We start from the raw sequence: 17,415 nt of genomic DNA on the forward strand, positions 1-17,415 counted from the left end.
ATCTGCCATCAAATTATTGAAGAAAAACATAATGGGAAATTACTCTGTCATTCTGAGATAGGTAAAGGAACTACATTTATCATCAAACTTCCTCAAGAAGCGATCGCCTAATACCAATTCTCCAAAATAAAACTACACATGGACAGCAGGGGGGCAGGGAGCAGGGAGCAGGGGGAGAATTATCTGTAGCCAGGATTTAGAGAAATGGTATAACATGAAACTTTCACCGCAGCACTCGGGAATAGTCGCCTAGAATTGTAGACAAATCTTACCAAAATGCGCCCCACTTTCCATATATGCTAAAGCTTCCGGGGCTTGCTCAAAGGGAAATACACGGTCAATAATTGGTCGTATTTGATGTAAAGATATGGCTCGATTCATAGCCGCAAACATTTCCCGACTACCCACATAAATCCCTTGAATGTGAATACCTTTTTGCAGAATTGTGACTGTACTAATATCTGCACTAAACCCAGCAAGTACGCCAATCAAGCTAATATGACCACCATAACTCAACGCTCGCAGGGATTTATTCAAGGTATTTGCACCACCAACCTCAATGACCCTATCCACCCCTTTTTTCTCTGTAATTTCCCATACTTTCTCATCCCAATTAGGTGTCTTTTGATAATTAATTCCATCTGAAGCACCCAGTTGGATTAATTTATCTAGCTTCTTGTCGCTGCTGGAAGTAGCAATTACTCTCACCCCCATCATTTTTGCAAATTGTAAGGCAAACAAAGAAACTCCACCAGTTCCTAAAGTTAATATGGTATCCCCTGGTTGTAACTTACCTACCGTTGTTAAAGCATTCCAAGCCGTGACAGGAGCACAGGGGAGAGTAGCGGCTTCCTCGTGGGAAAGGTGTGCTGGTACTTTTACGACTCCATCTTCATCGAGGGTGACATACTCAGCCAATAACCCATCAATTGCTCCACCCAATGCAGATTTAGGATGATTTCCCTGGAATTTCCCTGATAACCAGGATTGCATGAAAATACCGGCTACGCGATCGCCAATTTGAACTTTGCTGACTCCCTCACCTACAGCTACCACTTCCCCTACCCCATCAGAAAAAGGAATAAAGGGAAATTTCTGTTTAGAACCATAGGCTCCTTTGACAGTGATTAAGTCCCGATAATTAAGGGAAACTGCACACATTTTTAGTAATATCTGTTTTACCCCTGGTTGGGGTTGGGGTTTATCTACTAGGGTTAATCCGTTTAAACCTCCTGGAGATTGAACTTGCCAAACTTTCATATTAATCTTGAGTAGCTATCATTTCATCATCTCATCATTTCTCAAATGATTGGCAAATAACCGCATCCGTAGATTAGCGATCGCAATATATAATACAGGCACAATAAATAAACTCAAAAATGTAGCGACAAACATTCCCCCAAATACCGCCGTACCCAGAGATTGACGACTACCAGAACCCGCACCTGTCGCAATTACTAGGGGAAATATTCCTAATAAGGTAGAAAAGGCTGTCATCAAAATCGGTCTTAACCTTTCCTCTGCGGCTTCCACAGCAGCCTTAGCAATGGGTAAACCTTGATCTCGCAGCTGATTGGCAAACTCCACAATCAGAATGGCGTTCTTACTCGCCAAACCAATCAACATCACTAAACCCACCTGACAAAATATATCATTACTTAAACCCCGTAGTGACTGGGCCATTAATGCCCCTAAAATAGCTAGAGGTACTGACAATAAAATAATTAAGGGGTCAAAATAGTTCTCATACTGAGCTGCTAAAACCAAGAAAACAAACAATAACCCCAAGGCAAAGATTAAGGGAGCTTGACCCCCAGATGTTTGTTCCTCTGCCGAAATTCCCGACCATTCATAACCAAAACTAGCTGGTAACACTTTATCTGCTAATTTATCCATAGCTTGGATGGCTTCCCCAGAACTAGATCCAGAAGTCGCTACACCATTAATTTCCATAGAGCGGAACATATTATAGTGATTGATTGTTTGGGCTCCGGTGGTAGAGGTAAGTTTCACCAAATTACTGAGGGGGATCATGCGATCGCTTTGGGAACGGACGTACAATTTGCTGATATCATTAGGGTTAGAACGAAACTGGGCATCTGCTTGTATATATACCCGGTAATTACGTTGTTCAAAGTTAAAGTCGTTGACATATGTAGAGCCAAGATAACTTTGTAAGGTCTGGAAAATATCATCAATATCTACCTGTAATGCCTTAGCCTGGTTGCGGTCAACTGCTATTAATAGCTGGGGTGTATTGGCAGAAAAGGTAGTAAATACTGCTTGCAATCCTGGTGTTTGATTACCCTGTTGGATTAACTGTTCTCCAACCTGCAACATGGCATCTAAACCACTATTTCTCCTATCCTGGAGTTGAAATTGAAAGCCACCAAAATTACCCAAACCGCTAATGGATGGGGGATTAACTGAAAATACCCTCCCTTCTGTGATTGCAGAAAATTTACCCTGTAACTGATTCATAGTCGCCTGGGTAGAATTACCATCACCTTGACGTTCTTTCCAAGACTTCATGGTGGAAAAAATTATACCTGAATTTACAGTATTTCCAGTGAAACTAAATCCCCCTATAGCGAAAGTCCCATTCACTTGAGGTAATTTGAGAATTTCCGACTCAACCTGGCGCATAACATTACTGGTGTAATTCAAAGATACCCCTTCAGGAGCGCGGATGAGGGTGATAAAGTAACCTTGGTCTTCCTCAGGGAGAAAAGCTGTGGGCACTTGGACATACAACCATCCTGTTAATCCTAAGGACAAGACAAACAACCCCAAAACTACCATCTGATTACGGATGAGTAAATTTAGCGATCGCCTGTAGCCCGATTTCATGGCATCCAATAACCAGTTAATTCGCCCAAATACCCAACTCAAATGTCCAGTAGATGGGGTATTTACACGTAATAGTAAGGCAGAAATAGCAGGTGTGAGAGAAAGAGCTAAAAAGGTGGAAATTGTAATTGAAAAGGCAATTGTCAGCGCAAATTGGCGATAAATTTTCCCTGTAGTTCCTGGAAAAAAGGCAACGGGAACAAACACCGCCATCAGTACCAATGATGTAGCAATTACTGCCCCTGTTAATTCTCTCATGGCTTGGGAAGCAGCTTGACGAGGGGGAATTTTCCCTTCCTGAATTAGGCGAGAAATATTCTCCACCACCACAATTGCATCATCAACCACCATCCCTGTGGCTAGGGTTAAACCAAACAGAGTCAGGGTATTAATGGAAAATCCAAAGGCTTTAACAAAGGCAAAGGTACCAATTAATGCCAAGGGAATTACCACCACTGGAATCAGGGTTGTACGCCAGTCCTGCAAAAATAGGAAAATCACTAATACTACCAAGGCGATGGCTAATATCAAAGTTTTCAGCACCTCTGACAGGGATTCTTCAATAAACATAGTGGTGTCAAAAGCTACCTGATATTGCATTCCTGGAGGAAAGCTGGTGGCTAATTGTGCTATTTCCTGCTTGACTGCCCTAGCAACGTCTAAAACATTACTTCCTGCTGTAGGGAAAATACCAATACCTACCCCATCCTTTCCCCTAAATCGGAGGAAAGAGCTGTAATTTTCCGCACCTAGTTCTGCCCGACCCACATCTTTGAGTTTAATTAAAGTTCCATTTTCGGCAGTTTTCAGCACAAGTTCATTAAATTCCGATGCTTCCTTGAGACGACTAATAGCTTGTAAGTCAATTTGATACATTTGACTTGATGGTGCTGGCTGCTGACCAATTTGCCCTACTCCCACCTGGATATTCTGTTCTTCGAGGGCATCAACCACATCTTCAGGGGTAAGATTGCGACTCGCAAGGCGATTGGGATCCAGCCACAGACGCATAGCATAGCGACGTTCTCCAAAAATCCGTGCCTCACTTACACCTTTAATTCTTTTGAGGGCATCAACTAGATACAGGTCAGCATAATTACTTAAAAATACATTGTCGTATTCTTGATTATCACTGTACAGACCCATAGCCAACAGGATATTACTCGACCGCTTGCTCACAGTCACCCCAGTTTGTTGCACTGTTTCTGGTAACTGTGACTCAGCCAAAGATACCCGATTCTGGACATCCACCGCCGCAATATCTTGATTGCGATCGGCATCAAATGTAACTGTAATCTGACTAGTACCGCTATTGCTACTGGTGGAAGTCATATACTTCATACCTTCCACACCATTAATTTGTCGTTCCAATATGTTGGTGACGGTATTTTCGACTACCTCTGCACTAGCACCAATGTAGTTAGCAGTGACAGTAATTTGGGTGGGACTAATTTCCGGATACTGAGCCGTTGGTAGGGTGGGAATACTAATTGCACCTACTAGAAAAATAATAATGGCGCAAACACTGGTAAATACAGGTCGTCGAATGAAGAAATCCACAAACATAGCTTTTACTCAGTGGGGGATGATATCATGTCCGGTTAAATACTTATCATTAGGACTGCAAGGGGGCAGGGAGCAGGGAGCAGGGGGCAGGGAGCAGGGGGAAAAAGGGTTTTAGCTTTATTTACTTTTCCTCAGATAGTTTGGTTTTATTGTGCCGACTTACTTAATAAGTAATAAGTTCATAGGTTTGCTGCTTCAACAATGTCTTAACGTATATGCGTAGTGCTATACCATTTTGGATTTTGGATTGTGAAAGATTTACTACATAAGAGTTTCAAATTTACATTTGCCGCAATCATTTTTCCAATTGGTATAAGACAAAGGAAATCAAGGGGAACATATATCGTTATCAATCTGCTTCCACAATGCGATCGCCATTGTTCAAGTTGAGAATCCCCGAAACCACTATCTTGTCTCCTGCTTGTAATCCGGATAGAACTTGGTAATTATTACCCGTAATACTGCCTAACTTCACCCGTTTTTGTGTCGCAATCATTTCTGTATTTCCTTGGGTCGATACCTGAGTTTGTGCCACATAGACAAAAGTTTCCCCAGCAATGCGGGATATGGCAAAGGTGGGCACTAACAACCCCGGACGCTGGCTCCAAATCACCCTCCCACGCACCAATTGATCTGCCCGTAATCTACCTTGAGAATTATTCAATAATGCCTTGATTAATACAGATTGAGTATTAATCAAGGCATTGGGTGCAATAAAAAATACGGAACTACGTGTCAAAACGCGACCTCCTGTATCTAATATTTCCACAGGCATTCCCTTCCTTAATTCTTTTTGTTTTTCTATGGGTATAGAAACTTTAACTTCTAGGGGTTGATTTTGTGTAATTCTAACTAGCCGAGAAGAAGTATTGACAAAGTCTCCTTCCTTGACTGGGATATCGCCCACAATACCTGCAAAAGGCGCTGTAATTTTGTAATACTGAAGTTGAACTTTTTGCTCTTGAATATTTGCCTGAGTTTGTCGTAGTGTTTTTTCTGCTTGGGATACAGCCGCTTGCTGAGCTTTAATTTTTGCTTCTATGGCTGCTAATTGAGCCCTAGCGTTGGCTAACTTATTTGCATCTTGGTCTTTAGTTTGTCGAGAAATTGCTCCTTCTGCTTCTAATTGAGTAGATCTCTGATATTCTCGGTCATTCAGTCTGACATCAGCAATATTGGACAGACGATCAGCTTCTAAGGAACTGAGGGTGGCTTGAGTATTTTCTAATTGCGATCGCGCCGCATCAGCCGCCGCACTCACACTATTGACCAATGCCTGTTGTTCCCTAGAGTCTACTTGGATAATAGCCTCTCTTTGTTTGACAATATCTCCCGACTGCACAAAAATTTTAGTCACTTGACCCTGTATTCTTGGTTGTAGGGTTACAGAACGCCGTGATTCCAGAGTCCCTATAAATTCAGAACTTTCCTCAATTTTACCTACTTGTACTTGTGATAATTTAACTTTGACTGGTGGGATCTGAGCTGTAGCTGGGGCTTCTGAAGTTGCTGAATTCAGCAATTGCCATACTCCCATACCTCCACCCATCAGTACCAGCAAAGCTAAAAATAACCACAACCATGGTTGTTTTTCTGGTAGTTGAAATAGCTTGCGTGGCAAATCATCCTCAACACTATGTTGAATTTCATCAGATTCCATATTTTGTAGAGATAATCTCAATGAATTAAACGAATTTGGTGAAAATAGAAGTTAAAACCCGGAAATTTACAAATACAATTTTTACCAGTTCAACAAATATTTTATATTTTAACTGAATGTAATTATCGTATCCTGATTTTGCTATTATTTTCCATGCATTCTCAGAGGATTTCCCACAAAGCAAACCCCAAAAGCTAGATATAGCCGGAATATTGAGTTTTAATTTCTGAGGTATTTATTAATCTTATGCATACTCAAAGTAATCGTTTATAGATACTATTCCACAGAGTATAAAAACCTATTTCAACCAAGTGAAAACTATGGATATATTCAATATTTAGACTTAGGAATAAATTTACCGATAAAGATAAAATTATTACCAGAAATTGTCATAGGGTTGGGAATAAATTCAATTAGAAGGAGGGAGGAGGGTGTAACCATGAGATGATAACCTTATGACCAAGCCCTTCTGGGGCGGTTGTAGGGGAGGAATTAGCCCTGAAATCTTGGTGCAAGTCCCTGCTTTTAAGTTTGGGGTTCCCTATACCCTAAACACCGTTCAATTTATTCTAGAGTGTGTGAGGTTATTCCATGGTTTGGCAACGTCCAGATGGTCGTGCATCAGATAAACTACGTCCTATTACCTTTGAGCAAGGGTTTACCAATTTTGCTCCTGGCTCCGTATTGGCAAAGTGCGGCAATACTCAAGTCCTCTGCACTGTTAGCATTGAGGAAAGAGTACCCAGATTTTTGTTAGATAGTGGTAAAGGTTGGTTAACTGCTGAGTATCGGATGTTGCCATCAGCTACCCAACAGCGACAGCAAAGGGAATTATTAAAATTATCTGGGAGAACCCAAGAGATTCAACGATTAATTGGGCGTAGTTTGAGAGCAGCCCTAGATTTCGGTTTACTGGGAGAACGAACCCTGACTGTAGATGCAGATGTGTTGCAAGCCGATGCAGGAACTAGAACAACCGCAATTACAGGGGGATTTGTTGCCTTAGCAGGGGCAATTGAGCGATTATTACACCAGGGTATAATCGAGCGATCGCCCCTTGTCGGACAAATAGCAGCAGTTTCTGTGGGTTTATTGGATGGAGAACCCTATTTAGATTTAAACTATGACGAAGATGTAGCTGCATCTGTAGATTTTAATGTGGTAATGAATCAGCAGTTAGAGATTATTGAGGTACAGGGAACCGCAGAAGAAGGTAGTTTTAGTCGTTCTCAGTTAAATCAACTTTTAGACTACGCTGAAAAAGGTATTCAAGAATTATTATTGGTTCAACAAACAGCTATCAAGGAATGGAAGGAATATATTGCTCAGCAATAGGTATCAGAATTATTGGGGATTATTAAGTATCTTAGTTAACATTGATTGATTCAGCCTAATCACCATTAGGAGTTGCAAATGTCAAAATCTCTAGGCAAAAAGATTGCACCAGTACCCATATCAGCAAACATAGGGGTAGTTGATTTAATTGATAATTACTTTAGTGCCTATAATTCAGCAAGGTTACGAGAAGCTTGTCAGCTAATCAGTCAAGATATATTCCAACCAGGGGTAACAGTAGGAGTTAGTCTTTCTGGTGCCATGACACCAGCAGGTTTGGGAGTATCTACTTTTGCTCCATTGATCCGCCACGGCTTCATTGACTGGATGATTAGTACTGGTGCTAATCTTTATCACGATTTACACTATGGTTTGGGTTTTGAGCTATTTGCTGGTAGTCCATTTTTGGATGATGTGGAATTACGTCAGGAAGGCACAATTCGGATTTATGACATTGTGTTTGGCTATGATGTGCTGTTAGAAACCGATGCCTTTATCCGCAAAATTCTCCAAGCAGAACCATTTCAAAAAACTATGGGAACTGCTGAATTTCACTATTTGTTGGGTAAGTATGTGCGAGAAGTAGAAAAACAGTTGGGAGTTGAACATTCTTGCTTATTAGCTACAGCTTATGAATGTGGCGTACCAATTTACACCTCATCCCCTGGAGATAGTTCCATTGGTATGAACGTTGCTGCTTTATCTTTGACAGGTTCTCAGTTAGTCTTAGATCCAGCAATTGACGTGAATGAGACTGCTGCGATCGCTTACAATGCCCGCGAAGATAATGGCAAAAGTGCAGCTATTATTGTTGGTGGTGGTAGTCCCAAGAATTTTTTGTTACAAACCCAACCGCAAATTCACGAAGTTCTGGGATTAGAAGAACGGGGACATGACTACTTTGTCCAGTTTACCGATGCTCGTCCCGATACCGGTGGTTTATCTGGAGCAACGCCATCGGAGGCAGTTAGCTGGGGTAAAATTGACCCCGAGGAATTACCCAGTAGTATAGTTTGTTATACCGATAGCACCATTGCCCTACCATTGGTGACTGCTTATGGGATTAATCAGTGTCAACCTCTTCCTTTGAAACGACTGTACGATAAGCGGGAAGTTATTTTGGCAAAGTTACAACAAGATTACTTAGCAGCACAAGCACAACCATCAGCACCAGTCGCCACAGATATTGCCAAGATTGATTCCCAGGAAGTTGCAACCTATCCCTGCGGAACACCAAAGGTAAGGTAAATAATTTGTGCATATTTTAGGTTGAAAATGGGGAGTGGGGAATCGGGAGTTGGGAGTCGGGAACAGGTATTTTCATTCTTGGTTGCGAGATTTTCTTGTAGGGGACTAGGTTGAAGAGCTGATATCCAGTGCAAAATTTCTTTTATAGTAGATTTGTTCTATAATAAGAATATTGGATATTAGTTACATTCCACGAAGATATTTAGGGTCTGCTGAATAACTGTAAAACATTGATTTATCAATGCTTTGAAGCTATTTTATTGTGGAAGGGCGTGCAAGTAAATTCGGATTTTAGGTTTAAAATCCTTCCATCTGTCATTTTTTGTGGGTAAAAATAATAGAAATAAACAGGTCATAACTATTCCCCACTCCCTATTCCCAACTCCCTACCCCCACCAAAAGACTTTTACAGCTAACGCTGCGCTACGCGAACAGCAAGGCCTATTTATACTTCCAGGTGGTGAAAATAGTGCTATCCTGCTTTGATATAGCCGCCTATTTTATTTAGTTAGCTTCCCTTGGGGTAATACCTGGATATTTAATCATTACAATGCTTCTAACTATCTAAACAAACCTATTGACTGTAAATTCTCAACTATTTGACCAATATCTATTGCAGCGAGTTGAATAAAAGTTGCTAAAGCAGCACAAATTTCCCTAATTTTTCTTAACGAGCCAGATTTCTCTTTTACATCTTCCAAATCGTCTTTTTGAGTTTGAATTTCACTATTAATATCATTAACTATAGTATCATTTTTATGATTAAGAGAGTCAACTACATTACTCATATTTTCAATACGTTGTTCCTGTTTGAGGGTGAGTTTTTGTAGATTCTCTAACTTACCTTGTATCTGATTTTGAACGTCACGAATTTCTTCTTTGCACTTCTCTACATCAGTTTCACGAGTTTTAATAGCTGTTTCTACAGCAGCAATCATTTTATTATCTGAATTTGTATAAACTCCTTTTTGACTTTTCAGCATTCTTAAAGCTTGTTGCTTCTTCTCTATATCTTCCTGATATTCTTTTTGGGATTCTCCTAGGGTTTCAATTTGTTTACCATAGTCTTGAACTTCTCTTTCTAAATCCTGGCGATCACTATATTCCATATTTAACATAATTATTATCCTCGGTTAGTTCTTAATTGCCATAAACATGTTTTGTAAATCTAGTAAATCGATAGTTTTGACAAAATCTATCATTACCTGGCAATCATTGTTAATATTTTGCAATTCTTCGGCTTCAGGATTATTGGTAAAGTTCAATTTAGCTTTTGTAATCAGTTTTGATAAATCTTGAAATTTAGATACAATATTTTTTTGTTCTTGTTGCATTGAAGCAATAGTTTTTAATAGTGAATTACCAGATTTTTCTAATTCATCAAACCAATCAGGAGCGAGAATTAATTCTTCATACATTTTCAGTAATTGTAAATAAGAACGATTGAAATTTATCGCCTGATTTGCTAAAGCTTCGTAAGATACAGCTAAATTTTTAATTGTTATATCCAAAGTAGTTTCTCCTTTTCATTTGATAAATTATCAGGATTAGAAATATTTTCAGGTAAATAAACCCCTACATCACGATTTTGTTTCTATTTTCAAATCATGTTTTACTTTATTAACCTTTGCTTTCTGAGTAGCTAAATTCAAAACTTCGACTAATTTATCTTGTAATTCTTGTCTTTCATTTTGTAGACGGTTGAAATTTTGTTGTAAAGATGGTTCTTCAATATCAGTAATACGTTTTTGTTTGTAAGCAAGATTCTCTTTTGATTGATAAATATCTGCAAGCTGTGATTTTTTATCTAAAACCTCTGCTAAATTTATGATTTGTTGTTGAACAGTTAGCAATTGACGAGATAGTTTTTGCCAAAGTTGCTTGTAATGACTTCGACGAATATGGTTCTTTGTATCTAGCACCTTTTGATAAGCTTGATCGAATATCCCTAGTTTAAGATTTACCAAAGATTGCAATTCTACTAAATCCGTTAAAGTCAGGTTATTAGATAATTGCAAATACTTCAGACTACGAATATTATGAGCATCAATTCGTTTATCTATTGACAGGGATAATTCATCAGGAACGGGGTTTAATTCAAAACGTAATTCACCAGCTAAACGATGAAATATTTCCTGTTTTAAATCTGATAATAAAATTTGTAATTTGCTACAACCTTGAGAAACCTGATTTAATTCCTCACGAATATCCTTTAAACTTTGATTATATTCTCCATACAACCGGTGATGTTCTTGTAAAGCTGTAGTCCATAAAGTTTCCTGTCCTTTAATATACCAAGGACACAATTTAATCACATCTCTGATTTTGTCATTAGTAATTGAACTGTCTATTCCTAATTTTTTCTTAGCACTATTTTCATAAGGAATTTTGACAGCATGGGGACGATACCAACCTTCCATATATAAGAAAGATTCACCAGGTTGTAAGCGGGCAATTTCTTCCATTTGTGATTGGTTTAATAGCATTGATTGACCAATATCTTTTCTATCATCTGCTGATACCAAACGATGAGCAATTTTCACGTTGGTATTCTTGACAACTTCTGCTGCTACCCCTGTTGGCAATTGATCGGTAATAATAATTGCTTCTCTTAAAGCACGCATTTCTGCTAACATACGAGTGACGTAATTTGCAGCTTCTTGTTTTGTATTTGCATCTTCAGCAGAGGATGTACCTAAATTTCTGCCTACTAAGTTATGGGCTTCTTCTAATAAGATAATATGTTCAGGAATGCCATCATGTTCTAGGCGTTGACGTTTGATATATTCGCGGATTTTAGTGAGTAAAAAAAACGTCATTAAATTTGCTTGATCTTGGTTTAAATAGTCTAATTCTAAAATTGTGGGATATTTCAATAAATCAGCAATTGTGGGACTACTGTGTTGAGTGTTTAGCATTGCACCCACCCCACGACGCAGCAGGCTACCAATTCGCACTTCTAAAGCTGTTTTCAGGTTAGATTTGACTTCACCTGCATAATCTTTGGTTTCAAATAAAGCGGTGATTTTCTCATATAAATCCCGCATAGTGGGAATTTGTAAATTTTCTGATGTTCCTTCTTCACTTCCTGTCCATTCCCTGTCATAATATATTTCTTCCAATGCTTCAGAAAGCAAAGCAGGTAAGGGTCCAGAAAGAGGTAATGCACCACGAAATGAAGCTTCTAAATTAGAAATATGTTCATAAAAGGGAACACCTGCGGAAACTTCAAAGGGATTGAATCGAAAAGGAGAAATTAAATCATTCCCCAAGGTGTAAATTCGTAATTCTTGGTTGAGGATTTTGAGAGATTTGAGAAATTCTAAATCAGCGCGAGTAAATTTATTCAGATTTGGATTTATATCTACAAGTGAACGATATTCGGTTTTGGCTGGTTCAAAGACTAAAAATGGAATACTATGACTCCATAACTGAGTGAGTAAGTTGAAAGCTGTGGTTGTTTTCCCACTTCCGGGAACACCACAAATAAAAGCGTGCTTGTTCAGTTGTTTTAATGCTATTTGAACTTTGCTTTCTTCACCTCTACTTGTTTCATAACCACCAAAATCAATCCATTCTTCATCTTTCCCTAAACTGGTAATATCGTTTTCTTGGCTAATTCCCGTTACAGGTGCATCACTGGGAACAACTATGCGAAATAAACCGCTAATTTCATTGAGGATTGCATAGCGATGTAAGGGTTTTAAATCTGAGACTCGGACACTACCTTTACCTGTGATAGAATCTCCTCCAAATTCCGCTTCTCCTAGTCCTTTATCCCATTCTTCCCAGTGGGTAGCAGTGGAAAGTTTTCCTGATTGGGTAGCGGTGAGACTAGTTGCAAATGTGGGATGATTGGGGATAAGAATCACAGTCCGATAGCGACTTTTTTTAGTTCCGCTGAGTAATAAAGTTCCTAAAACACTGCGAACTACTAGTTCATTTTTTCCCAAAACTTTAAAGCTGTAACGAAATAAACTTTCTGTGAGGTAAGAAGATTGATATTTTTCGTAGAGACGAGATACTAGTTGTGCGTTTCTATCTCCTTCTCTCGCTGAACTTAAACTAGAACCACTACTAGCTTGTCTCAGTTGGGATAACATTTGATCTAAAGCATTTATCCAACTAGATTTCTCTTGTAATGTGGTGGTATCAGGTTGCAAAGTTATTTCTAGCATTAAGGGACTGTTGAAGCGAGAAATAACTTGACATACCACTAACATATCGTTAGCTTCATCTGCTTCTAATTGTAGTGGTACGTAATAATTTGCTAGTTCTTTCGTTTTTAAAGATGCTAAGGAATCTTTGGGACGGGTAGTAATAATTTCTTCATATTTTACTGCTTCACCGATACAGTCTACCCAACTGAGGTTTTGAATTTGTGGAACTTCTGTTTGTAGTTCAATTTGATAAAATTGGTTGAGAAATCCATCGGTAACAATCTTTTTAATATCTTCAATAATTTTAGTTTCGATGTTTGGGGAAGCTGGTTCTGGTTGACTAACTACTAGATAAATACCAAGTCGTTTGTCGAAAGGTAAACTGGGTGTGTAACAATAGCGGATGGAAAAGGTAAGGTTATAAATTCTACCAATATCGCTGAGGAGGAGTAGGAAATCTTTTTGACTGCTGAGAACTTTTTGACGTACTCCTTGTCCGTATTGGGAGGTATATTTTTGTGATTTTAGGTCAGGAAGTTGGGGGATTTGGAAAATGAGAGGAAGTTGGGTTCTTGGGGAGAATAATAAATCGAAACGAGGCATGGTTGAATATTATTGATTTAACGTTATGTGCAACTTAATATTTTGCAAATTCTTATAAACTAGTCTTAATAAGTATTAGTATGATTCAGTGTTTTTATTTAGTCTAAATTTATAATTTTTGATGTCATGAATAATTTTAAATTTATTGAATGTAATTGATAATTGAATATACCTATTTAGTATTTAATTAATATGAGGTGATTTAGTAACTGAATTAAATTAATAGTTGATAGATAATAGATTTAATATTCTTCCTTTTTCGTTATTATACCTACATATTTCTTTCAATATTTTATTATTTACTGCTTCAATGTGTTGTTTAGCAGATTGTTCTAACATTGAACAAATATTTACTACACTTAACATAGCTATAATTAAAAATGCAATAACCAAAAAAACATTAGCAGAAAGATTGTAATACAAAAACAATAACAATATTATTATTAATGATAATATTACATATAAAGGCAAACAATTATATATTGAATTAATCAATATATAATTGGCTTCTGCTTTTGTTCTATCAGTATCTAGAGGAGTCAATTGATTTTTTGTATAATCTTTATAAAACTTACTTACTTCATTTTGTAAACGTGACGCTTCGCTACGTAAAGATTGTACATAATCATTCAAGATAACATCATATCTATCGTCTTTTTCTATATCTATATCAGGAATATCTTTAAATTTATTTTTTGCAATTATCCTACTATAAACTAAAGAATTGATTGATTTTATTTTTGTTATTTTGCTATCAACGTTTGACTTTAAATTTCTAATTTCTTGGAATATTTGTAATCTCCGCTCCTTTTCCTTTTCCAGTTCGTATAATCTCCGCTTCTCTTTCTGTTCTAGTTCGTATAATTTCTTCTTCTTTTTCCGTTTCAGTTTTTCTAAAGCTATTTCACAATCATGTTTTACTCGCTTTCTATTTAATGTCGGTAGCAAGCTTAAAAAATCATTTACTATATTCTTTAATTGCTCATATGAATAATTAGGGTTGTAATTATTATAGATATCATTTTCAATTTTAATTAAATTTATAGTCCGTAATAAATTTGGTTTATAATGCTGGTTAAAATCATCCAATAAAGACTTATTTATTTTAGATAAAGTAGATGCTGCTAATTCTCTAATACCACGATTTTCGCTTTGCAAACAATGAACCTGGTTAGCTATTAAAATATGAATTTTTGTATGATTTGGATTTTTCTTTATTTGTTTTATTGCTTCTTTACAAGCAACTGCTTCAAATAACTCATTCTCATCAACTTTTGATGCAGAATCTCCCCTAGATTCGACTCTTGCCAGAGATTTATTAACATCTCTGATACCTCTTATCGCCAAAGCATCAAATATCCTAGAGATTAGTTGTTGATATTTTTCTCCTTCTCCATCTATTGATACTGTTTTTATTTTGAGTTCATGTAAACTGCTATATACCCAAAAATTAATATACTCCTCAATATCATTACTAGATAATAAATTATTGTCTTCTAGTCTTTTAAGCTTTGACTGCATTATTCTTTCAGCAATACTCTTCGGCTCTACTGTTAAATGTTGAGATACAGCAATAAAATCAAATCCTAATTTTTCAATAGTTGTTGCAGCAGACCAACGAATTAAATCTGTTTGACCTGACTGTGCTTGCTCACTTAAAATTTCTAATAAATTACGACGTTTCAAATTTTCCTTGATACCTACATCCGTAATATTGCCAAAAGCTTGAATAGTTAAAGCTAATAAAAATTCTAGTTTAAAGTCTTTCAATATTTTTCCAAATTCTTCAACAGGAGGCTCATTACTTGTCGCTAAAGCCTCAAATAAATCAATTTGTTCACCTGCATTTTGACATTTCCTAAACGCATTAATGATGTCAGCAGCAGTTCTGAGATTAGGGGGATTCATACTGTTGGTAGATGTGACGAGTTACTTAGATTTCAAAGTACTACGGGAATAAAATAAATTTTATTGTTGTTTTAAATACTTGTCTATAAGTGATAACACATATGAAAATATTTCTATCCCATATTCCATACTCTAACTCTCACAAACTAATTTTTACTGAGAATTGTTTTTATGCAAGTAAGTCAATAAAAATATTTACCATTATTGCGAACTATGCGAAGTAATCATAACCCTTGCGATTACTAAGTCCTGGCGGACACGCTCCTCGTTAAGTGTTCGCACAGCGTGTCTGTAGGACTCAGCTATGCCCTAGGCTTTACGTTTCACTCCGCTACACTCGCAATAACATTGTGTAATTAATTATGTTTAACTACTTAGAGAGTAAAAAACACTTTACGTACTAACTTAATGATGTAATTAATTAACTCAAGTACTAGTGAAAACGGCTTCGGCTTACCAAATGAAGAACAATTGGTAGATATTCCCTATCAATTCTCTATGTCCTCCAAGGAACATGGCAGGGTTCACGGATTTTTTATCGATGAGGTTTTTTATATCGTTTGGTTAGATCCCCAACATTTACTATATCTAGGGAAAAGGTAAGTATTAATTGGGTGGAAAACATTAACACCCAACAATGGTAGACTATACCCATAATTATGCAGTAAAATCAGGCTGCCACATGGGTTGAGAACACCAAATGCATAGCAAACAAAAACCTATTGGTGTAGACTTATTCGCTGGTGCTGGCGGTATTACCCTTGGTTTTGAACAAGCTGGCTTTGATGTACTTGCTGCCGTAGAATTGGATCCAATCCATTGTGCTATTCACGACTTCAATTTTCCATTTTGCTCTGTTTTGTGTAGAAGCGTGGAAGATGTCACTGGTGCAGAAATCAGAAATACTTCTAAGATTGGCAATAGGGAAATTGATGTTGTATTTGGTGGTTCTCCCTGTCAAGGATTCTCTGTAATGGGTAAGCGGGCTTTGACAGATCCCCGTAATGGATTATTGTTTCACTTTTGGCGATTGGTAAGAGAACTCCACCCTAAATACTTTGTCTTGGAAAATGTGCCCGGATTAACTGTGGGAATGCATCGTCAGTTTCTCTTAGAACTGATTGAGAAGTTTCAAAACTCCGGCTACCAAGTAGAAGTCAATTATCAAGTCTTAAATGCTGCTAACTATGGAGTACCGCAAAATAGAGCGAGATTATTTCTCCTGGGATGTCGCCAAGATTTATGTTTACCCCAATACCCCCCACCTCAAACTCAACCAGCTAAGTTGCAGAAATCCAAATACTTGATCTTCCGTGAAGATTTGCCCCATACACCCACTGTCTGGGATGCAATTGGTGATTTACCAGAGGTAGAATTGATTCCAGAGTTGTTATATCAAGATTGGGCAAATGTAAAATACGGCAAACCCAGCGAATACAGTCGTCAGTTACGGTGTGCAAAATTCGATCCCCATAACTACGGTTACAAACGTCTATTTAATTCCCATATTTTAACTTCCAGCATCCGCACTCAACATGGTGTAGAATCGATCGCCAGATTTCAGCAAACTTTACCAGGAACAACCGAAGCCATTAGCCGCTTCCACAAATTGGAAAAAAATGGTATCTGCAACACCCTGAGAGCGGGAACACCAAGCCATAAAGGTGCTTTTACCGCCCCTCGTCCGATTCATCCCTCTAGCCCCAGATGTATTACTGTGCGAGAGGCAGCCCGCTTACATTCCTATCCAGATTGGTTCCGTTTCCATGTCACTAAATGGCATGGTTTTCGCCAAGTAGGTAACTCAGTACCTCCCCTCCTAGCAAAGGCTATAGCCACAGAAATTATCCGTGCTTTGGGTATAATTCCTAGTAAACCGAGGGTTAAATTATCTCTAGGTAAAGACTCATTACTGAATTACCTTCCCTCCCAAGCCGCTCAATATTATGGCGTTTCTATCAAGACAAACTCGTTGAGAAGTCGCAAAAATAGTCGTAATCATAAGCCCACTTAAATGGTTTTGCTACTAGAAAATAATGGGGGAGGACTTGCAGGCGTGTTATTAAATAGACAAGGTCAACAGTG

The 17,415-nt window shown here is 37.9% G+C and carries 10 protein-coding genes; 3 read left to right on the forward strand and 7 right to left on the reverse strand.

The genetic code is table 11. The features are described from left to right. Window positions 1-249 precede the first annotated feature (249 nt). The 3 genes from CALSC_RS10945 to CALSC_RS10955 form a co-directional block, all read right to left on the reverse strand. Window positions 250-1,260, reverse strand: coding sequence for a zinc-dependent alcohol dehydrogenase family protein (locus CALSC_RS10945; protein ID WP_088241382.1), 1,011 nt, complete (start codon window positions 1,258-1,260; stop codon window positions 250-252). An 18-nt stretch (window positions 1,261-1,278) separates the two neighbouring features. Then, window positions 1,279-4,416 carry an efflux RND transporter permease subunit gene (locus CALSC_RS10950; RefSeq protein WP_088241383.1) on the reverse strand — a complete coding sequence of 1,046 codons (3,138 nt, stop codon included), beginning with the start codon at window positions 4,414-4,416 and terminating at the stop codon, window positions 1,279-1,281. A gap of 349 nt (window positions 4,417-4,765) precedes the next feature. Beyond that, the gene (locus CALSC_RS10955) at window positions 4,766-6,076 is read right to left on the reverse strand and encodes an efflux RND transporter periplasmic adaptor subunit (protein WP_088241384.1); all 1,311 of its coding nucleotides are present in this window, start codon (window positions 6,074-6,076) and stop codon (window positions 4,766-4,768) included. A 591-nt stretch (window positions 6,077-6,667) separates the two neighbouring features. Here CALSC_RS10955 and rph point away from each other — a divergent pair. Continuing rightward, the gene (gene rph, locus CALSC_RS10960; protein ID WP_088241385.1) at window positions 6,668-7,411 is read left to right on the forward strand and encodes a ribonuclease PH; all 744 of its coding nucleotides are present in this window, start codon (window positions 6,668-6,670) and stop codon (window positions 7,409-7,411) included. Between the two features lie 78 nt (window positions 7,412-7,489). Continuing rightward, window positions 7,490-8,659, forward strand: a complete 1,170-nt coding sequence (locus tag CALSC_RS10965) for a homospermidine biosynthesis protein (RefSeq protein ID WP_088241386.1) — start codon at window positions 7,490-7,492, stop codon at window positions 8,657-8,659. 560 nt (window positions 8,660-9,219) lie between these two features. On the opposite strand, the gene CALSC_RS10970 is transcribed toward CALSC_RS10965, so the two are convergent. The 4 genes from CALSC_RS10970 to CALSC_RS10985 all read right to left on the reverse strand — a co-directional run bounded on the left by CALSC_RS10970 (window position 9,220) and on the right by CALSC_RS10985 (window position 15,330). Next, on the reverse strand, window positions 9,220-9,777 hold the full coding sequence (locus CALSC_RS10970) for a hypothetical protein (protein ID WP_235006759.1): 558 nt from the start codon (window positions 9,775-9,777) through the stop codon (window positions 9,220-9,222). A 15-nt stretch (window positions 9,778-9,792) separates the two neighbouring features. Then, window positions 9,793-10,170 carry a hypothetical protein gene (locus CALSC_RS10975; RefSeq protein WP_088241387.1) on the reverse strand — a complete coding sequence of 126 codons (378 nt, stop codon included), beginning with the start codon at window positions 10,168-10,170 and terminating at the stop codon, window positions 9,793-9,795. Between the two features lie 69 nt (window positions 10,171-10,239). After that, on the reverse strand, window positions 10,240-13,422 hold the full coding sequence (locus CALSC_RS10980; RefSeq protein ID WP_088241388.1) for an ATP-binding protein: 3,183 nt from the start codon (window positions 13,420-13,422) through the stop codon (window positions 10,240-10,242). A gap of 219 nt (window positions 13,423-13,641) precedes the next feature. After that, window positions 13,642-15,330 carry a hypothetical protein gene (locus CALSC_RS10985; RefSeq protein ID WP_088241389.1) on the reverse strand — a complete coding sequence of 563 codons (1,689 nt, stop codon included), beginning with the start codon at window positions 15,328-15,330 and terminating at the stop codon, window positions 13,642-13,644. A 700-nt stretch (window positions 15,331-16,030) separates the two neighbouring features. Here CALSC_RS10985 and CALSC_RS10990 point away from each other — a divergent pair. Beyond that, window positions 16,031-17,344, forward strand: a complete 1,314-nt coding sequence (locus tag CALSC_RS10990; protein ID WP_088241390.1) for a DNA cytosine methyltransferase — start codon at window positions 16,031-16,033, stop codon at window positions 17,342-17,344. Window positions 17,345-17,415 lie beyond the last annotated feature (71 nt).

It is taken from the genome of Calothrix rhizosoleniae SC01, assembly GCF_900185595.1.
GTDB lineage: Bacteria > Cyanobacteriota > Cyanobacteriia > Cyanobacteriales > Nostocaceae > Calothrix_A > Calothrix_A rhizosoleniae.